At 39.2% G+C, this 19268-nt stretch carries 17 protein-coding genes; 12 read left to right on the forward strand and 5 right to left on the reverse strand.

The features are described from left to right. The first annotated feature begins 52 nt into the window (after nt 1-52). Nucleotides 53-1585 (forward strand): bifunctional metallophosphatase/5'-nucleotidase, encoded by a 1533-nt coding sequence (locus QM491_RS08475; RefSeq protein WP_283327067.1) that lies wholly within the window; start codon nt 53-55, stop codon nt 1583-1585. Between the two features lie 488 nt (nt 1586-2073). On the opposite strand, the gene QM491_RS08480 is transcribed toward QM491_RS08475, so the two are convergent. Next, entirely contained in the window at nt 2074-2931 is an 858-nt protein-coding gene (locus QM491_RS08480) for a DUF2911 domain-containing protein (RefSeq protein ID WP_283327068.1), read from the reverse strand. Between the two features lie 198 nt (nt 2932-3129). On the opposite strand from QM491_RS08480, the gene QM491_RS08485 reads away from it, so the two are divergent. After that, nucleotides 3130-3669, forward strand: coding sequence for an NUDIX hydrolase (locus QM491_RS08485; protein ID WP_283327069.1), 540 nt, complete (start codon nt 3130-3132; stop codon nt 3667-3669). Between the two features lie 81 nt (nt 3670-3750). Here QM491_RS08485 and QM491_RS08490 read toward each other — a convergent pair whose 3' ends face one another. After that, a complete protein-coding gene (locus QM491_RS08490) occupies nt 3751-4914 on the reverse strand; it encodes an aminotransferase class V-fold PLP-dependent enzyme (RefSeq protein WP_283327070.1) in 1164 nt (387 codons plus the stop codon). A gap of 687 nt (nt 4915-5601) precedes the next feature. Between QM491_RS08490 and QM491_RS08495 the strand changes: the two genes are divergently transcribed. Further along, the gene (locus QM491_RS08495) at nt 5602-5898 is read left to right on the forward strand and encodes a hypothetical protein (RefSeq protein WP_283327071.1); all 297 of its coding nucleotides are present in this window, start codon (nt 5602-5604) and stop codon (nt 5896-5898) included. A 129-nt stretch (nt 5899-6027) separates the two neighbouring features. Here QM491_RS08495 and QM491_RS08500 read toward each other — a convergent pair whose 3' ends face one another. Beyond that, nucleotides 6028-6975, reverse strand: coding sequence for an ATP-grasp domain-containing protein (locus tag QM491_RS08500; protein WP_283327072.1), 948 nt, complete (start codon nt 6973-6975; stop codon nt 6028-6030). A gap of 189 nt (nt 6976-7164) precedes the next feature. Here QM491_RS08500 and QM491_RS08505 point away from each other — a divergent pair, with 189 nt between their 5' ends. Continuing rightward, a complete protein-coding gene (locus QM491_RS08505; protein ID WP_283327073.1) occupies nt 7165-9732 on the forward strand; it encodes a DUF5686 and carboxypeptidase-like regulatory domain-containing protein in 2568 nt (855 codons plus the stop codon). 89 nt (nt 9733-9821) lie between these two features. On the opposite strand, the gene QM491_RS08510 is transcribed toward QM491_RS08505, so the two are convergent. After that, nucleotides 9822-10283 (reverse strand): hypothetical protein, encoded by a 462-nt coding sequence (locus tag QM491_RS08510; protein ID WP_283327074.1) that lies wholly within the window; start codon nt 10281-10283, stop codon nt 9822-9824. A gap of 4 nt (nt 10284-10287) precedes the next feature. Then, nucleotides 10288-10518, reverse strand: coding sequence for a hypothetical protein (locus QM491_RS08515; protein ID WP_283327075.1), 231 nt, complete (start codon nt 10516-10518; stop codon nt 10288-10290). Between the two features lie 741 nt (nt 10519-11259). Between QM491_RS08515 and QM491_RS08520 the strand changes: the two genes are divergently transcribed. The 8 genes from QM491_RS08520 (at nt 11260) to QM491_RS08555 (ending at nt 19189) form a co-directional block, all read left to right on the forward strand. Further along, nucleotides 11260-12315 carry a hypothetical protein gene (locus QM491_RS08520; RefSeq protein WP_283327076.1) on the forward strand — a complete coding sequence of 352 codons (1056 nt, stop codon included), beginning with the start codon at nt 11260-11262 and terminating at the stop codon, nt 12313-12315. Then, a complete protein-coding gene (locus QM491_RS08525) occupies nt 12312-13184 on the forward strand; it encodes a cytidylyltransferase domain-containing protein (RefSeq protein ID WP_283327077.1) in 873 nt (290 codons plus the stop codon). The genes QM491_RS08520 and QM491_RS08525 overlap by 4 nt, the downstream gene beginning before the upstream one ends. Before the next feature lie 142 nt (nt 13185-13326). After that, nucleotides 13327-14184, forward strand: a complete 858-nt coding sequence (locus QM491_RS08530; protein ID WP_283327078.1) for a transketolase — start codon at nt 13327-13329, stop codon at nt 14182-14184. A gap of 143 nt (nt 14185-14327) precedes the next feature. After that, nucleotides 14328-15266 (forward strand): transketolase family protein, encoded by a 939-nt coding sequence (locus tag QM491_RS08535; RefSeq protein ID WP_283327079.1) that lies wholly within the window; start codon nt 14328-14330, stop codon nt 15264-15266. Nucleotides 15267-15418: 152 nt separating this feature from the next. Beyond that, nucleotides 15419-16762 (forward strand): aminotransferase class III-fold pyridoxal phosphate-dependent enzyme, encoded by a 1344-nt coding sequence (locus QM491_RS08540; RefSeq protein WP_283327080.1) that lies wholly within the window; start codon nt 15419-15421, stop codon nt 16760-16762. 2 nt (nt 16763-16764) lie between these two features. Further along, nucleotides 16765-17604, forward strand: a complete 840-nt coding sequence (locus QM491_RS08545; protein WP_283327081.1) for an SDR family oxidoreductase — start codon at nt 16765-16767, stop codon at nt 17602-17604. A gap of 71 nt (nt 17605-17675) precedes the next feature. Further along, nucleotides 17676-18188, forward strand: a complete 513-nt coding sequence (locus QM491_RS08550) for a KdsC family phosphatase (RefSeq protein ID WP_095161434.1) — start codon at nt 17676-17678, stop codon at nt 18186-18188. A 95-nt stretch (nt 18189-18283) separates the two neighbouring features. Beyond that, a complete protein-coding gene (locus QM491_RS08555) occupies nt 18284-19189 on the forward strand; it encodes an N-acetylneuraminate synthase family protein (RefSeq protein ID WP_283327082.1) in 906 nt (301 codons plus the stop codon). Nucleotides 19190-19268: the final 79 nt, after the last annotated feature.

Here is a 19268-nt window from a genome sequence, read left to right on the forward strand (position 1 = left end):
ATGTTAGAGAAAAGTCAGTTAACCTTCAACGCTATCTTTTATGAATACCAATATGAAAAAACTACTACTTCTTTTGCTTGTCTTTCAAGCACTTCTTATTAGTTGTAAAAGCGGACAAACGCCTAATTCTTCTTCTAATTCAACCGTAAATGTTACGTTTTTGCATCTCAATGATGTGTATGAAATCGCACCGCTTGAAGGAGGTAAAGTAGGAGGAATGGCTCGTGTAGCTACAGTTCGAAAGGAGTTATTAGCTCAAAATCCCAATACGATTACTTTGTTAGCTGGAGACTTCCTAAATCCTTCTTTAATAGGAACTTTTAAGCATGAAGGGAAAAGTATTAAAGGCAAACAAATGGTGGAGGTAATGGATGCCATTGGGATGGATTGGGTAGGATTGGGAAATCATGAGTTTGATGTAGACGAAGCCGAATTAGTAGAACGAATCAACCTTTCTAAATTTAATTGGTTGGCTTCAAATGCTTTTCATAATACCCCAAAGGGCGTAGAGCCTTTTACCAAAAATGGCGCTCCATTTCCTAAGACTACAATTTTGACTTTCAAAAATGCTTCAGGAACCTCTGTAAAAGTAGGTATGTTCTCGGTGGTATTGCCAGCCAATAAGAAGAACTTTGTAGTATATGACGACTTTTTTGAATCAGCTAAAAAAGCGTATCAAGAACTCAAACCTCAATGTGATTTTGTAGTGGCTATCACTCACCTCAACAAGGTAGACGATGCAAAACTAGCTGAAATATTACCAGAGGTAAAACTTTTGATAGGTGGACACGATCACGACAATATGATTCAGAAAGTAGGAGATGTTGTTATCGCAAAAGCGGATGCCAATGCAAAAACAGTTTATGTGCATCATTTTTCTTTTGATACCAAAACAAAAAAACTAAGCCTTACAAGCGAACTACGCAAAATAGACGATACCATTGTAGAAGATGCCTCTGTGGCAACTATTGTACAAAAATGGGAGCAAATTTTGGATGCAGCTATCAAGAAAATGGGGCTTGATAAAAATGATGTGGTAACTACTTTGGACACACCTCTCGATGGACGTGAAAGCAGTATTCGCAATTTTCAAACTAACCTTGGTACTGCTATTGCCAAAGCAATGTCAAAAGCATCAAGCAAACCCAACGACTGTGCGATATTTAATGGTGGTTCGGTGCGTATCGATGACCAAGTGGGCGGTAAGGTGACGCAGTTGGATATCATGCGTGTATTGCCTTTTGGTGGAAAAATCGTGGAGGCCGAAATGAAAGGTAGGTTGCTGGAACAGGTATTGAATACTGGACTGAAAAACAAAGGTAATGGTGGGTATTTGCAGTGGGATAAAATTACCTACGATGATACAAAAAACGAATGGACGATTAATGGGAAGTTGTTAGATGTCAATCGAACCTATTATGTGGTTTTACCTAAATTTTTGATAGAAGGGAAAGAAACAAATCTAGGTTTTTTAACAGATAAAAATCCTGATGTATTGAAGGTAATCGAACCCGATGCGAATGATACTAATGACGTACGCTCAGATGTGAGAAAGGTATTGATTGCGTATTTGAAGACAAAATGATTTTGTTGATTTGAAAACGTGAGAATTTGAAAATTTGGGGATTTGAAAATGCCTTTTTTAATCTTGCATCCTAGGTCAGTGTCTCACAGACCCAAAGTCTTCCGCTGTGCTGCCGCTAGTTGTCGAGTGAGACACTCGCCACGGATAGTGCATTTTCAAATCTGCATCCTAGGTCAGTGTCTCACAGACCCAAAGTCTTCCGCTGTGCTGCCGCCAGTTGTCGAGTGTGACACTCGCCACGGATAGCGAAGTCTCATCCTGCATCCTAGGTCAGTGTCTCACAGACCCAAAGTCTTCCGCTGTGCTGCCGCCAGTTGTCGAGTGAGACACTCGCCACGGATAGTGCATTTTCAAATCTGCATCCTAGGTCAGTGTCTCACAGACCCAAAGTCTTCTGCTGTGCTGCCGCTAGTTGTCGAGTGAGACACTCGCCACGGATAGTGCATTTTCAAATCTTCAAATCCCCAAATTTTCAAATTAATAAGAACCTATTTCTTCTTTTTGATAGGATTCATTACTGGAAGTTTTGCAGTCCATTCTGCCACGCCTTTTTCGATAGCATCTTTGAAGAAACCGAAGTTTGCGTCGCTTTTACCTAACTCAAGGGCTTTTTGTGCCAATGGAACAGCCTCTACGAAATTGTTCATTTTAGCTAAAATTTGCGCTTTTGTCCATACATTTCTGAACGTTTCTACAGCACCAACCGACGAGTTAGCCAATTTTAATGCTTGCTCCAACTTACCTTTTCCTAACAAAAAGCCAGCCGCATTATTCATCGTATTGGCATTGTCAGTAGCAGCTTTTGCAATAGCGGCTTCAATCATTTTGGTAGTTTCAACGCCAATTTTAGCAGAAACTTTTTTGTCAGCCCAAGAAAAATTTAAGTTGGCAGTACTATCTGTAATATCAGATAAATCAAAACTAAAAGACTCAACTTTAGCATTACCACTTGCCGAAGCTTTTACACGAAGAGCATCTTTTTCTTGGCTATAAGATTGCTCAGAAGCAGTAATATCTTTGTTGAAAATCAACGTCCATTCGCTTGGCGAAGGAATTGAGAATATAGAATATGTGCCAGCTGCTAATTTTTGACCATTGACTGTTACATCATTTGACAAAGTGATTTGTGTAGCAGCGTTTGCACCTGTACGCCATACTTTATCGTAAGGAACCAAAGCTCCAAAGATTTCACGACCACGTACATTCGGACGAGAATATTTGATAGCAATATCAGTTGTCCCAACAGTTTGAGAAACCGATGCTGCCGAACTAGGTTGTGGCAAACGCAATTGAGCCGAGGCTGCAAATGAGCCTGATACGAGTAAAGCTAAGAGGATTTTTTTCATGAGATTGGTAAAAATGATGATTAGAATGAATTGAATACAAAGCTAAAAGTCTTTCGTGGAGATAGACTATTTTTTCGCTCAAATGCTCAGAAAGCTAGCTATGTAAGGTTGATTAAGATTTTAATTCGAGACACAATATCCTTGCTATCCCAACAGAATATCCTCAACTTTGTAGGCTCAATTAAAAATCCTTATTCCATGCACAGAAAGCAACTTCTTCAACTGCTAGAGCAATACACGCCTGCCGATGCTACAGAACAACTACACTATGAGGCCATTCGGGAGTTTGTCAACCAACAACCAGACTGCTTTGAACGTACTCTACTCATAGGTCACGTAACAGGTTCGGCTTGGATTGTCGATGCCGAACGTAAACATACATTGTTGACACATCATCATAAACTGAATCAGTGGTTTCAGACTGGTGGACATTGCGATGGTGACCCAGATGTATTGGCAGTAGCCTTACGCGAAGCGGAGGAAGAAACTGGTTTGACATCTGTAAAGGCTATATCCCCTCAGATTTTTGATATTGATGTACATATTATTCCTGCCCGTAAAACCGAGCCTGAGCACTATCACTATGATGTTCGTTTTTTGATAGAAGCTGACAAAAACGAACCTTTGGTTGTGAGTTCGGAATCAAAAGATTTGGCTTGGGTAGCTATTGCTGAAGTAGCCAATCTCAACAATAGCGAATCAATTATGAGAATGGCTAGAAAGAGTTTAGTAATTTGAAAATGAGATAATTTGATGATTTGAAAATTTCAGTTTTAAATGAACATCATTTTCAAATCATCAAATCCCCAAATTTTCAAATTATAATATCAGTCCTTCTATCAAGGCATCTATATCATTCATATCGTTGTACACGTGCGGTGCGATACGAATAGCCTGTCCTCTGAAAGAAACCTGAACGTTACGAGCTTTGAGCGATGCTTGTATTCGAGCAATATCAGCTTGTGGAGGAATACGTAAACCAACCAAGTGTTTGCTACGATATGGTAGATCATCTACCCAAAAACCTTTTTCTTGTAATAATTTTAAAGGTTCTTCCAGTAATTGATGGCAATAAGACTCAATATTTTCAACCCCCCAATCAAGAATTTGCATCAATGAAGCACAAAACATGGGATTCAATATGAAGTTGCTTCTTTCGCCCACATGATAGCGATCTGCAAAGGGACGATATTCAGTCTGATAGTTGACCAAGTTTTTAAACTCTTCTGAGCCTACTCTATTAATCCAGTTACGTTCTAAAGGGCGACCTTCGTCAAAAGCAGGACCAAAATACGCTGCACCTGCCGAATAGGGTCCTAGTAGCCATTTATAACCTACGTTAATAATGGCGTCTGGTTGTATTTTTTGTATATCAAAAGGCATAGCGCCAATCGACTGTGTACCATCCAACACCAACCAAGCTCCGACTTCACGACAACGCGCCCCTAATGTTATAAGGTCAAATCGTGTACCATCAGCCCAATGTGTTGGCGACACTACTACCATACATGTATTTTGATTGACAGCGTCTAATAAACGCTCATTCCAGATTTTACCACGATTTTCTAGGGTGTCTGGAGGTAAAATATAACGAATAGCTAAGCCTTTGTCTTCAGCAATTTCTTCCCAAGCATATACATCCGAGGGGAATTCTTCATGCACCATCAGGATTTCCTGTCCCGATGCCAAACCTGCTTTGAAGGCTAAGTTTTTGGCAACGATTGCCATGCCATAAGAAGTGGATGGAATGAGAGCAATGCGTTTGGGTTCAGGACAATTAATCAGCTTTGAATATGCTTCTTGTACTGGAGCAGTAGTTTCAAAAAAGCTTTCTTGGGTAATACGTTGTGGTTGCGATTTGCGTAAAATTCCTTGGATACCAGCCTCTTCTACCGACTTCAGGTTGGGCGACATGGTAGCACAATTGATATAATGAATTCCGTCTTCGAGACTAAAAAGATGTTTTTGACAGGTTAACGACATTTAGTTTGAATTTAGAAGTGAACGTCTTTCAAAGATAGAGTTTTTTAGGGAATAGTTGTGTTGAGTGAACAGGGGCAAAGGCGCAGAGGCACAGAGTGGATAGGGATTAGGGGTTAGGCAAGGAGGGAATAGTTTTTTTATTGAGTGAACAGTAGCAAAGGCACAAAGGCACAAAGTGGGTTTAAGGGATAGGGGATGGGTAAGATAGTAAATTCCTAGTTCAGGACTTAGCCTTGGACTTACTTTTTAAACAGTTTTAAAACGGAATCAATAAATGGTTAAATGTAATATTCTTTAAACTCTCTCATTACGGGTGAATTTATTCACCCACTAAGGGGAATCATTGATTTAGAACTAGCTAGATGTCAACTTTAGAGAGACTATATCCCTAAATCCACTTTGTACCTTAGTGCCTTTGTCCCCGTTCCCTCAATAAAAACTATTACCTCCTTGCCTACCCCCTGATCCCTAAATCCACTTTGCACCTTTGTGCCTTTGCTACTGTTCACTCAATTAAAAAACTATTCCCTCCTTGCCTAAACCCTATCCCCTAACTCCACCTCTGTGCCTTTGCCCCTGTTCACTAAACAATGATAAATATTTCCCGTCAAAGAAACATTTATTATTACAAATCGTTATATTTAAAAAGTTTAATAAATTCTTGGATAGTTTAAATATGTTAATCAAATGGAGCTACCTATTTTTAATTATAACTATACAAACGAGGGCAAAGGACAAAAGAAGGACTTGGAGGTGGTAAAGGACGAAAGATGGTTAGGAAACTCCTTAGTAGGATATATGGTCGATGAACAAAATGGTGAATGGCTTGTGTCCTTAGTTTTTATTTCAAATGATAATCCTTTAAAATTTGCTATTCGACGATTGGAGCGACACCATTCTGTCGAAAAGGCAAATCAATATTCGATACTTTCTCAAAAAACAGCTAGAATGCTGCAACCTTGCTATCAAAGTTTTAGCAACTAGGCAGTGAATTGTGAATGATGAGTTGTGAGTTGTGAATAATGTTTTTTTATCGCTAAATTTCGAGTGAAAAACACCATTTATCAATAATTTACACTTACAATTCATCATTCACAATTCATCACTCACAACTCAAATAAAATCCGAAGCTACCAGACCTCGCTCTCTTACTTGTTCTTCTTTTTCGAGACGTAGTAAAATCCTTCTGAAAATTTCTTGTAAACTAATGCCTTGATGTTGGGCAATAAATGGCAAAAAGCTGTTAGAATCCAAATTTGGCATGGTATTAATATCCAAAATATAAATTTTTCCGTCCGACACACGTACATCTGTGCGTGACATTCCTCTTAATCCTAAGGCATGATGTACACGCAAAACCATTTCCTGCATGGCTTGACAAGTCTCCGCATCTAAGTCATGATATAGCACTTTTTCGGTACGACCGTATTGTTGTCCTGCAATGTAAATTTCTCGCTCATCGTCAGGGCGAATTTCAAGTGGATTCAAACAAATATAATCGCTTGCTTCTTCGTTAGGAATTACACCAACAGTAAACTCTCGACCCGAAAGATACGGTTGGATAATCATTTCATCTTTTTCCAATAATTGCTGATAAGGAATATTTTCTTTATCAAATACCAACATATTTTGGTGGAGGCTTCCAAAGCGAGGCTTGGCAATAAAACGAGTAAAGTCGGAAGTACTAACTTCACTCAAAGGAATAATAGCAGGCGTAGCAACACCCACTTTGGCACATACCTCTGGTAAGTGTAATTTATCTTTGGCCAATAACTGCGACTGATAATTGCTAGCGGTATGTTTTATTCCATTATCTTCGAGCCAGCGAACGATGTCGTGCTGTCCTTCGTCACCAAAACCATAACATACGTTGAATACAATGTCAAATTGTTTGAGAAAATTGGCAAATTCGGAGGTGAATCCTACAAAATGAGTAACATAGGGGTAATATTCTTCGGGTGTGGAGGCTAAAAAATTAGCTACAGTACGAGCAAAGATATTTTCCTTCCATGGGGTAAAGCTAGAATCCGAATAAAGGTAGATAAGCCTTTTGGTTGTCATGGGTAAAAAGGGTTTTAATTTCGACCCAAAATACTTGAACAAAATTGAGAAAAGGTTATCGGCATGTTATCTAATTATTATTCTTTTTTCCGTTGTTTATCAGTAAGTTACATATATTTTTCTTTAATGCTAAATTAATAATTTCATAACCTGAAAGATTACTTTGGCATGCATCTTTGCCCATTAATTATGTTATCAAACCAATTTATTTTGAAAGCGTTTTATCGACCATTTTGGCTTTTTTGTATTCTACTAATTGCTTGGAATTCTAGTGCTCAAACTTATATCAAAGTGAAAGGAAAGGTAGTTGATGCCAAAACCAACGAAGTAATTCCTTTTGCGAGTGTGCTAATTCAAGGCACCAATCGTGGAACACAGACCGACCTCAACGGGAATTTCTTTATTGAAACCTCCCCACAACACCCTTCTATCAAAATTTCGATTATTGGATATCAGCCCCAAACCAAAACCTTTCAAACTGCTAAGGATGTCCAACAACTTACTGTGCGTCTTCAATCGCTCAATACCAGTTTGGACGAAGTGGTCGTAAAAGGAAAAAAGGACAAATACCGTAATAAAGATAACCCTGCGGTACAACTGGTGCGTAAGGTTATTGAGCATAAATCCACGAATCGTCCTGAGGCGCTCAATTTTTATCAATACAATAAATACGAAAAGCTAGAATTCGATTTGAGTAATATTTCTGAAAAATTTAGAAACAAACGCTCTCTTCGCAAATTTGACTTTGTATTTAACCACCTCGATACGTCTAAAATCACTGGGAAGGTTACGTTGCCTATGTATCTCAAAGAGACTATCTCTGATGTGTATTATCGTAAAAATCCAGAATCTAAAAAAGAGGTTATTACTGGAGATAAAATGACTGGTCTGGGTGGCTATGTGGATAACAATGGGATAAAACTTTATTTGGAGGCATTGTATCAAGAGGTCAATTTTTATGACAATAATATCCTATTACTTGCGAAGCAATTTTTAGGACCTACTTCGCCGATTGCGCCGCAGTTTTATCGTTATGCCATTATTGATACAACCGTCTATAAAGATGTAAAATGCATTACCTTAGGATTTGCACCTCGCAATACCAATGACCAACTGTTTCAAGGGCAAATGCTTGTAGCAATGGATTCGAGTTATGCGGTACGAAAAGTAGAAATGGGTTTTTCGAAAGATATCAATGTCAATTTTGTAACAGATCTCAAAATTGTGCAGGAATTCGAGTTTGTAGGGGATAAGGGCTTAATGCTTACCAAGGACGATTTGATTATTGAATTTAACCCTTTGAAAAAAGAGAATGGCATGAGCTTGTTTGGACAAAGAAGCGTGTCCTATCATGATTATAAACTTGATTTACCGATTGAAGCAAGCCGTTTTGAGGGGTATCGTACCGAAGTCCTCAAAGACGCTACTCAACGGAAAGATGATTATTGGTCGCAAGCACGCCACCAACCGCTCAGTACCAAGGAAATGGGTATTTATACCATGGTAGATAGTGTCAAAAGAGTGCCAGCCTTTCAGCGATTTATGAATACGGCGTCCTTTTTGATGGAAGGTTATAAGCCATTAGGTGCTATAGAAATAGGTCCCGTAAATACTTTTTATAGCTTCAACCCTGTTGAGGGGCTTCGTCTACGTTTGGGAGGGCGTACTACTGCCAAATTTAGCGAACGAATGGCTTTTGAGGTATATTCGGCGTATGGTTTCCGTGATCAAAAATGGAAGTATTTTGCCTCGGCAACGTTATCACTAACCGACCATAATATTTATACCTATCCGATTCGTCATTTACGCTTGTCTTATCAAAATGACTTGAAAATCCCAGGACAAGAATTACAGTTTGTTCAAGAAGATAACTTTTTACTTTCTTTCAAAAGAGGTATCAACAACCAACGAACCTACAACCAAGTATGGACACTCGACTGGCTACGAGAATCGAAATCTGGGGTAGCGTGGAGTGCACAAATCAAGAAAACAATTCAAACACCTACAGGCTCGTTGACCTACGAAAATGGACTAGGACAAACCGTACCACAACTCGACAATACAGAATTTGGGGTAGGTTTGAGATATGCGCCCAATGAGCAGTTTTATCAAGGGAAAAACTATCGTATCCCGATTGTGAATCAATATCCCGTTATTCAATTACGCTATAATTATTCGCCAAAAGGATTTTTGGGAAGTGAATACGAATATAGTCGCGTGATGGCACAGATGTACAAGCGAGTAAATATTCCGCCATTGGGTTATACCAATTTAACGATTGAAGGAGCTAAACTTTGGGGAAAGGTACCATTTCCACTATTGCTCATTCATAGAGCCAACCAGACATATTCGTATCAGTTAGAATCCTACAACTTGATGAATTTCTTGGAGTTTGTGAGTGACCAATATGCTACCATATTTTTTGACCACCATTTCAACGGATTTTTCTTTAATAAAATCCCCTTATTGAACCGACTCAAAATTCGCGAAGTCGCCTCATTTACAGGTTTGTGGGGAAGCGTATCTGACCAGAACAAACCTTCGTCGGATAATCAGTTACTGGCGTTTCCCAAATATACTAATGGCGACCCTATTACCTATTCCTTAGACCATCGACCTTATATGGAGATGAGCGTAGGGGTAGAAAACGTATTTAAAATTCTTAGAATAGACCTCCTCAAACGATTGTCTTATCTCGACCATCCTAATGCGCCTAGTTCGCTTGCAGTTAGATTTAGAGTGAAGTTTGATTTTTAGGAAAAGTATTACAAAAATAGAGACGTCATGTTTGGCGTCTCTATTTTTGTAATGTCCCAATCCTATTTTAACATCATCCCTATCAAGAATTACTGGAAAAACGGTCTCATAAGTTCTATCTGATTGGCAATAGTTTTACTAAAATGAGTTTTGTAGAAAGGCCATGAATTATTAGGGTCGAATAGAAAACTTCTACGAATACCCATATATTCAAACGAAAAAATATATCCGCCTTGGTCGTAAGCATCGGGATTACCAAAAACACCTCTAGGTTCAAAAAGCATCCACAAAGGAATCGTAACTAGTAAATCGGTGTTAGAATTTTCATTTCGTTTCCATTTTGTTGGCAATAGGTTACTCTGTGACCCACAGTAAGTATTTGGATAGGATTTAGATAACCCTTGGGGACTTACTTCATATACAACTGCGCATGAGTCCATACATTCACAAGCATAAAAACCATACGACTGTATAGAGGGAGTAATAGTAATTGTTAAAGACAATAAGAAAAATAGACTCAAGCCTAGAAAAATCTTTGATGAACGTTTCATGATATTAATGGGAACTACAGTTGTAGTTTACTTGCTTCCAAACCTCATTGTAAGTTGGTAGTAATAGATTTTGATTTAGCGAAATTTTAGTTTTTTGAATTCTTTTTCTTTGAAAATCAATGAATCCCAATTCACTTGTCAAATGTCCTTCTTTGGGAAAATAGGAAACGTAATACGCCCCATTTTTATCATAAATATTCTGATATTCTAAGCCATCCATATTTTCGATACTCATGAGTGTTTTATGATTTCTTAAATCGTAAATGGTCTTTGAATATCAGAGGAGTAATTAGCAAAAAGATAATGCCCATCCTTTGACACTGCAAAAGCTCCTCCTTGCAATATGGTCGCCTTTTCACTAGTATCAATCAATAGAGTTTCACCATCATAGTCACCAAATTTAGAAATGATAAAGTAGTCTTTCAGGATCTATATCATAAAATCTCTTACTTATCGTTTTACGTTTTTTTCTAATATATAACCAAGTACGACATGCAAATTCATTGGTAGTATTTTTCTTGGGATGTATCATCGTTATAATAACTTCTAGCGAACCCCACTGCAAAGTATCACTCTGAGTAATATACTTACGATTAGGATAAGCCTCCTTTGAGTAGGCTAGAAACTTATTAGATTGCCCCCAACTCTTGAAGAATAACAAAGCGAAGAGTATAACAAATGCTTTTTTCATAGGCGTTTACTAACTAGATTTTATCGATAATACAATTTATAAAAAACAATATCATTCAGCCAAATCCTACTTGAATGATAATGAGAAAATATTTTGTAAAATTTTCACCTTTGTTACAATGTCTCTTGATTTATTTGTATTTACACTCCCTTTATTATCAAATTGTTAACTCAATAATTCGTAACCTATTCATAATATTTGGGTAACAATAATTCTCTACTTTTACATCACAGAAAACACTAAATATTACTAGTATTCTGGACTCACTAAGCTTATCAATAGCGAATGCATATACCAAAGAAAATACTGTTTATCACAGGGTCGATTAACCAAACCTCGCAGATGCACCAAATCGCTCAGCAATTGCCTGAGTATGATTGTTGGTTTAGTCAGATTTTTGCAGATTCGCCCTTGGTGAACTGGGTTATTGAGCATACTTCTTGGGCTGACCGCACGGTGCTAGCAGGACAGTTTCGTCGTAATTCTGAGACTTATTGTATCGAGCACGGTTTGCAGATGGACTACAAAGCCCAAAAGAACCGTTATGATTTGGTGGTTTACTGTTCGGATTTGATAATTCCTGATAGAATGCTTCAAACCAAAACTTTGTGGGTACAAGAAGGTATGGTAGATGAATGTACTGCTATTAGTAAATGGGTCAAAAAATTGCATTTGCCACCTTACTTGGCTATCGGAACTTCGCTCAATGGTACTTCTGATATTTGTGATGTCTATTGTGCCGCATCAGAAGGCTACAAAGGATATTTCTCAAAAATGGGAACCCAAGCTCACAAAATTATGGTCACAGGTATGCCTAATTTTGATAACTGTGAAAAGTTTGTGGATAACACCCTCGATATGAAAAACTATGTGTTGGTAACAACTTCGGATATTCGCGAATGTTACCGACCAGATGATAGAATCGGTTTTATCAAACGTTGTGTTGAAATCGCTAACGGGCGACCATTGGTATTCAAATTGCATCCTAACGAGATTTTTGAAAGAGCCATTGCCGAAATCAAAGAAAACACACCCGAAGGTACTTTCATCTATACCAATGGCAACGTTAACCACATGATTGCTAATTGTGATGAATTGATTACACAATATTCGACGCTTGTATATGTGGGTATAGCCTTGGGGAAAAAAGTACATTCATATTTTGATGTCGAAGAGCTAAATCGCTTAGCCCCTATTCAAAACGGAGGTACTTCAGCGCAAAATATAGCTCGTGTTTGCCGTGATTTTTTGGAATTTAATGGTAAAAAAGAAGACTTTACCAAACAGTACCAATACAGCGCGACACCCATTGTTAAACCTAGTCTTTGCGAAATCGCATGAGTCAAACGCCAGTTATCACCATCGTCGTACAAGCTCGCATGAGTTCGAGCCGATTGCCAGGTAAAGTAATGCTCCCTATCCTAGAAGAGCCCCTACTTTATCGCATGATAGAGCGTCTTCGAATGGTAAAGCGTATATCACATATCGTTATTGCAACTTCTGACCATACGCAGGACGATGTCATTGAGTATTTTTGTAAAAAATATGAAATAGATTGTTACAGAGGAAGTCTTAATGATTTACTAGACAGACATTGGCAAGTAGGACATTTAACAGAGGCAGATGTAGTTCTCAAAATACCATCAGATTGTCCACTTATCGATCCTCGTATTGTGGATAAAGTGTTGGATGTGTATTTGACTAATCCTGAGCAATATGATTATATAAGTAACTTACATCCTGCTACTTATCCCGATGGTAATGATGTAGAAATTATGAGTTTTAAAGCCCTGACCAAAGCTTGGGAGGAGGCTGTTCGCCCTTTGGAACTAGAGCATACAACGCCATATTTCTGGGAAAACCCAGAGAAATTTAAGTTGGGCAATGTACTTTGGGAAACAGGTTTAGATTATTCGATGTCACACAGATTTACCATAGATTATCATGAAGACTACCAATTTATTAAGCGGATTTTTGAAGAGTTATATCCTCTCAAGCCTGAATTCTCTTTGGAAGATATTTTAACATTATTGGCGCAAAAGCCTGAAATTATGGCACTTAATGCGCAATGGGCTGGGGTCAATTGGTATAGGAACCATTTGAATGAGCTAAAAACTATCGACGCCTCCATGACGGTGAAGGTAGAAGCGCAAAGCGTTGGCTCTTCCCCAGAAGTGCCGAATCCAAATGGAGAGGTTATTAGAAAATAGAATACTCTTTATATTGGCTTATTTGGTGTAAGCCACAAAGCATTGCATCTCTAAGAATAGATAATTCTTTAAAAATATAAATGAGTAATCAGATTGAAAAATACCATATTCTCTCAATCTCAACTTACTCAATAAACTCCCCATGAACGAAGTAAAATTAAAGAAATTGGAGCAAACAGCTTTGCGAGTTCGTGAGCATATCATCAAGCTTTCGACCGACGGAGGCTGTTTTGTGGGTGCATCGCTTTCAGCAACCGATTTGATTGTTTACCTCTACACAGAATTCCTCAATTTAAACCCAACTAACTTGGATGACCCCGACAGAGACTATTTGTTTTTGTCGAAGGGGCACGATGTGCCTGCACTTTATGGTACGTTGGTCGAAATGGGTGTTTTAGAAGCAGAGAGACTGCAAAATCACTTATCAACCAACGACCATATCTATTGGCATCCCAATACCCAAATCCCTGGTATTGAGTTTCATTCGGGTTCATTGGGCCATTTGCCAGCGGTATCCGTTGGTGTAGCAATGGACTTAAAAATTAGTGCTTCTCAAAATCGTGTGGTCTGTATCTTGGGCGATGGTGAGCTCAATGAAGGCTCAGTATGGGAGGCAGTTATGGTGGCGCATGCACACAAATTAGACAACCTTATTTTTGTAGTAGATCGCAATAATTTCCAAGCCAATATGGCTACAGAAGACCTCATTCCATTAGAGCCATTAGTAGATAAATTTGAAGCTTTTGGCTGGGAAGTATGTCGTATTGATGGTCACAATTTCTTGGATTTGGAAGAAGCATTTGCTGATTTGCCCTACAAAAAACATAAGCCAAGTGTAATTATCGCCGATACAATTCGTGGAAAAGGCTTACCAAGTATCGAGGCTCGTGCCGACCGTTGGTTTTGTAATTTTTCATCTACCGAAATCGAACAACTTTTGCAAGAGTTACATGGGCAACAAAAGGCTCAAATTGATTCAGAAACTCTTGTGGTAAGATAGAACGTAGAGACGTTGCACCGCAACATCTTATTGAGTGGTTGAGTGAATTATGAATGAGTGATTAAAATAAAAATGGGTATTTGGGAAAATGACAAAAAGTTGTGATAATCACTAACTCACTCAATATAGAAATCTATAAAAATATGTACGAAGAACTACTAAAAAATATAGCCATCGACGACGAGCGTATCGTAGTCATGACAGCCGAAAACCGTGCTTTGATTCGTAATTTGCCTTCAGTTTTAGGTAAAAGATTTATCGATACAGGAATTACCGAACAATGTATGGTAGGTGCCGCCGCAGGGCTGGCATTGCGTGGAAGAGTGCCTGTATTACACGCATTGGCTTCTTTTCTTTCGATGCGTGCGTTTGAGTTTGTGCGCACCGATGCAGGAATACCTAATTTACCAATCAAGTTGAGCGCCTTTATCCCAGGTTTTTTATCAGACGGAAATGGTCCCACACACCAAGCTGTGGAAGATGTCTCTCTGATGCGTGGGATTCCTAATATGCAAGTTTTTGCACCTGCCAATGAGCAAGATTTGGCCATTATGTTACCCGAAATCCTTGCCTCTAAACATCCAGCTTATATTCGTATTTGTCACCGTCCTACCTCTTTTCAACATCAAAAACACTTTGAAATTGGCAAAGTTGAAGTCATTGCTGAGGGTACAGATGTTACCTTGCTGACTTACGGTTTTATGCTTGAGCAAACGCTGATTGCTGCCGAAATTCTTAGAGCAGAAGGCAAGTCTGTGGGTATCGTCAATCTTCGTAGTCTCAAACCTATTGACGAGGCTTATCTTGTAGATTTAACACAAAAAACAGATTTGTTAGTAACCATTGAAGACCATTTTGTTACAGGAGGTTTGTACTCTATTGTTGCAGAAATTTTCCTAAAAAAACAGATACAAGCACCAGTTTTACCCATTGCTCTATTTGAAAAATGGTTCAAACCAGCACGCTTGCAAGAGGTGCTAGAATACGAAGGATTTACAGGAAAACAAATTGCAGAACGTATTTTGGGCTATCATACTGAATCTATTCAGCCACATATCGTAGCCTCTGAATTTGCTGAATAATCCCCACCCGTAGAGACGTTGTACGCAACGTCTTTTAGGCTGTAGGCATTAGGCAAAAGGTTGTGCTTGCCTAATACGTAAAGCCTAAAGCCGAGCACTTAATTTTAACATAAAAAACATTGCATTTCGAGAATCATAATTAATTCAATGTCATGCCCAACGGAGTAAAATTCAACGACCATTATCCTAATATTACCATCTCGGATATTTTATATGAACGTGCTTTGGCAGTTCAAAAACCTATTACCCAAACCCTAGCGAAAGGTCCAGGACAATTTACCAAAGGTATTGCTCCAAAGTATTTGGTAAAGGGAAAAGGCTCACACGTTTGGGATGTCGATGGCAACGAGTATATCGACTACAATGCTGCGATAGGTCCAGTATCTTTGGGCTATTGCTATCCAGCGGTTGATGAGGCCATCCAAAGCCAATTAGCGGATGGCATTTCATTCTCTCTGACGCACCCTTTAGAAGTAGAATTGTCAGAACTGATTCAAGATATTATTCCAAATGCTGAAGCAGTCAAAATCTCCAAAATGGGAGCAGATGTCTGTTCGGCGGCGATTCGTGTATCACGTGCTTTTACAGGTCGTGAAAAAATCTTCTGTTGTGGCTATCACGGTTGGCATGATTGGTATATCGGTATTACAAGTCGTAATGCAGGTGTGCCTGAAAGTACTCAAAATATGACTTATACTTTCGAATACAATGACATCGAAAGTATTCGTGCAGCCTTGGATGAAGATGTAGCAGCAGTGATTTTAGAGCCATTTATTTTTGAAGCGCCTAAAAATAATTTCCTTCAAGAATTAGCCGAAGCTTGTCGTGAAAATGGCACTTTGTTGATTTTTGATGAAATGTGGACAGGTTTTCGTATTGCCTTGGGTGGTGCGCAAGAATATTTTCAAGTAAAACCAGACTTAGCAGTTTATTCAAAAGCTTGTGCTAATGGAATGCCAATTGCCTTATTGACGGGTCGTGCCGATGTGATGGAGCTTTTCAATAAAGAAGTATTTAGTTATACCACTTTTGGTGGCGAAACCTTGTCATTGGCAGCTTGTATTGCAACCATTCGTGAATTACAGGAAAAAAATGTCCCAGCTTATTTAGCCGAAAAAGGAGCGATTTTACAACAAGGATATAACCAGATTGCAGAGGAGTTTGGCTTATCAGCATTTACCAAATGTATCGGCTATCCATGTCGCTCTATGGTAACATTTAGTCCCGAAGCGGGCAATGGCTTAGAGCTAAAAACACTCATGCAACAAGAAATGATTAAGCGTGGTATCCTATGGGCAGGTTTTCATAACATGTGCTACAGCCATACCGACGAAGATATTGCTTATACTTTGTCTGCTTATCGTGATGTGATGCCAATCATGAAAAAAGCCATTCTCGAAAAAGATGCGATGCCATTGATTCGCGGAGAAGTGTTGGAAGCTGTTTTTAGAAAAACCTCAAACTACAATATCAAACCTGCTTTGCAGAAAGCCTAACAATGAATCAGCTTATCTCGAATCCCTCTTTGGCTGTACCCCAATTGTTCTCATTGGCAGGTAAAACGGCTATTGTTACAGGTGCTACAGGATTGATCGGACAAAAACACTGTGAAGCACTCGCTGCCGCAGGTGCCAACGTGGTAGTAGCCGATGTTCTAGAATTACAAGCCAAAGGCCTAGCCAATCAATTAGGCGAAAAGCATATCGGTTTAAAACTCGATGTAACAAACCCTAACAGTTTAGAAAAAGCCAAAGCGACTATCCTCGAAAAATATGGCTCAATCGATGTATTAGTCAACAATGCGGCTATCAACGATATGTTCGAAAACCCATTGATGGCAAAAGAATTGTCCGCTTTTGAAAACTATCCTTTGGAGTCTTTCCGAAAATCACTTGAAGTAAATGTCCTTGGGGTCTTTTTATGCTCTCAAATATTTGGTTCAGTAATGGCTGAGGCGGGTACTGGTAGTATTATCAACATCGCTTCTACCTACGGTATGGTGGGTCCTGATCAACAAATTTACCGTGACGAAAATGGGGAACAGAGTTTTTTCAAATCTCCTTCGTATCCAACAACCAAAGGTGCTGTACTCAACTTCACTCGCTTTTTGGCAGCCTACTGGGGACACAAAGGCGTGCGTGTGAATACGCTATCGCCAGGAGGTGTTGAAAACGGTCAGAACGAATTTTTTATCAAAAACTACACAAATAAAACTCCACTCGGTCGTATGGCTCAGCCTAACGATTATCAAGGTGCATTAGTATTTCTTGCTTCTGATGCTTCGGCTTACATGACGGGCGCCAACCTAGTGGTCGATGGCGGGTGGACAAGCATTTAGAGTTTTGAATTTTGAGTGTAGAGTTTTGAAATAGCTACAATGTTCAAGTGAGCTCAACCACAAATTACTCAATGGAAAAATTACAACATATAAAATTGCTCCTTACCGACTGTGACGGCGTTTTGACCGATGCAGGAGTGTATTATGGAGAAAATGGCGAGGTATTGAAAAAATTCAATATCCGTGATGGGATGGGTGTCGAACGTTTACGCAACAGACAAATTGCAACGGGAATTATCACTGGCGAGCTTTCGCCTTCTGTACGCAAGCGTGCCGAAAAGCTCAAGATTACCGAATTGCACATGGGTATTAAGGATAAGCTGGCGGTACTCCAACAAATATTAGTGAATCGTAATATCCTGCCCGAACAAATTGCCTATATCGGTGACGATGTCAACGACCTCGAAATCATGAAGCACGTAGGATTTACGGCTTGTCCAGCCGATGCGCTCAAGCAAGTGCGTAGCCAAGTAGACTATATCTGCGAAGCCAAAGGTGGCGAAGGATGCTTCCGCGAACTAGCTGAACTTATTTTAGAAGCACAGACTCAAGAAGTGATAACTGAAATTTTATTAGAAGCGTAAAACAAGGGGTTAGGGGAGAGGCACTAGTCATCAGTATATAAATACTCCTTGCCTGATGCCTCTTTGCCTAATGCCTCAAAAACTAATAACAACGCATGAAATCAATTGAACTTAACACAGGAAAAGTAATTGGCGAAGGTGCGCCATGTTACATCATTGCAGAAATTGGTATCAATCACAATGGCTCGATTGATATTGCTAAAAAACTCATCGACGAGGCAGTCAATGCTAGAGTGGATGCGGTGAAATTCCAGAAAAGAACTCCAGAAGTATGTGTGCCTCGCGACCAATGGGAAATCATGCGTGATACACCGTGGGGACGTATGTCATATATCGACTACAAACGCAAGACTGAATTTGGCGCAGTAGAGTTTTCGATTATCGATCAGTATTGCAAAGAGCGTGGAATGGATTGGTTTGTTTCGGCTTGGGATGTAGAATCTGTAGATTTTATGGAGCAGTTCGAAACACCTTTGTACAAATTGGCTTCAGCGTCGTTGACAGACTTTGAATTGATTGAGCGTATTTTGAAAACGGGTCGCCCGTTGATGATTTCAACAGGGATGTCTACGCAAAATGAAATCGTAGAAACAGTTCGTTTTATCCTAGATTTTGACCCTGAATATCCTTTATCAATTGCTCACGCAACTTCGGCTTATCCTTGTAAGCCTGAAGAATTGAATTTGAATATGATTCATACCTTGAGCAATATGTTCCCTAATCACCCTATTGGGTATTCTGGACATGAAACTGGCTTGGCAACTACCGTAGCAGCAGTGGCAATGGGTGCAACTTTTGTAGAAAGACACTTTACGCTTGACCGTGCTATGTGGGGTTCTGACCATGCTGCGTCGGTCGAACCACAAGGTTTGGCGCGTTTAGTCAAAGATATTCGTGATGTCGAAATTGCAAGCGGCGACGGTGTCAAAAAGGTATATGATTCTGAAGTAGGTCAGATGAAAAAATTAAGAAAGCATATTTCTGCTGAGTATAATAAATAGCTATTGGCTTTCGGCTATCAGCCTTTGGGCGGAAAACCGAAAGCGCAAAGCTTATAGTCAATACCTCAAAAAAGACCTA

Origin of the sequence: Flectobacillus longus (genome assembly GCF_030056705.1) — a bacterium.
Lineage (GTDB): Bacteria > Bacteroidota > Bacteroidia > Cytophagales > Spirosomataceae > Flectobacillus > Flectobacillus longus.

Bases quoted from the DNA above. Each gene is read 5' to 3' on its own strand.
- QM491_RS08475 (WP_283327067.1), top strand. From the start codon at position 53: ATGAAAAAACTACTACTTCTTTTGCTTGTCTTTCAAGCACTTCTTATT.
- QM491_RS08545 (WP_283327081.1), top strand. From the start codon at position 16,765: ATGAATCAGCTTATCTCGAATCCCTCTTTGGCTGTACCCCAATTGTTC.
- QM491_RS08555 (WP_283327082.1), top strand. From the start codon at position 18,284: ATGAAATCAATTGAACTTAACACAGGAAAAGTAATTGGCGAAGGTGCG.
- QM491_RS08520 (WP_283327076.1), top strand. From the start codon at position 11,260: ATGCATATACCAAAGAAAATACTGTTTATCACAGGGTCGATTAACCAA.
- QM491_RS08495 (WP_283327071.1), top strand. From the start codon at position 5,602: ATGGAGCTACCTATTTTTAATTATAACTATACAAACGAGGGCAAAGGA.
- QM491_RS08500 (WP_283327072.1), bottom strand. From the start codon at position 6,975: ATGACAACCAAAAGGCTTATCTACCTTTATTCGGATTCTAGCTTTACC.
- QM491_RS08515 (WP_283327075.1), bottom strand. From the start codon at position 10,518: ATGAGTATCGAAAATATGGATGGCTTAGAATATCAGAATATTTATGAT.
- QM491_RS08490 (WP_283327070.1), bottom strand. From the start codon at position 4,914: ATGTCGTTAACCTGTCAAAAACATCTTTTTAGTCTCGAAGACGGAATT.
- QM491_RS08540 (WP_283327080.1), top strand. From the start codon at position 15,419: ATGCCCAACGGAGTAAAATTCAACGACCATTATCCTAATATTACCATC.
- QM491_RS08480 (WP_283327068.1), bottom strand. From the start codon at position 2,931: ATGAAAAAAATCCTCTTAGCTTTACTCGTATCAGGCTCATTTGCAGCC.
- QM491_RS08510 (WP_283327074.1), bottom strand. From the start codon at position 10,283: ATGAAACGTTCATCAAAGATTTTTCTAGGCTTGAGTCTATTTTTCTTA.
- QM491_RS08550 (WP_095161434.1), top strand. From the start codon at position 17,676: ATGGAAAAATTACAACATATAAAATTGCTCCTTACCGACTGTGACGGC.
- QM491_RS08535 (WP_283327079.1), top strand. From the start codon at position 14,328: ATGTACGAAGAACTACTAAAAAATATAGCCATCGACGACGAGCGTATC.
- QM491_RS08525 (WP_283327077.1), top strand. From the start codon at position 12,312: ATGAGTCAAACGCCAGTTATCACCATCGTCGTACAAGCTCGCATGAGT.
- QM491_RS08505 (WP_283327073.1), top strand. From the start codon at position 7,165: ATGTTATCAAACCAATTTATTTTGAAAGCGTTTTATCGACCATTTTGG.
- QM491_RS08485 (WP_283327069.1), top strand. From the start codon at position 3,130: ATGCACAGAAAGCAACTTCTTCAACTGCTAGAGCAATACACGCCTGCC.
- QM491_RS08530 (WP_283327078.1), top strand. From the start codon at position 13,327: ATGAACGAAGTAAAATTAAAGAAATTGGAGCAAACAGCTTTGCGAGTT.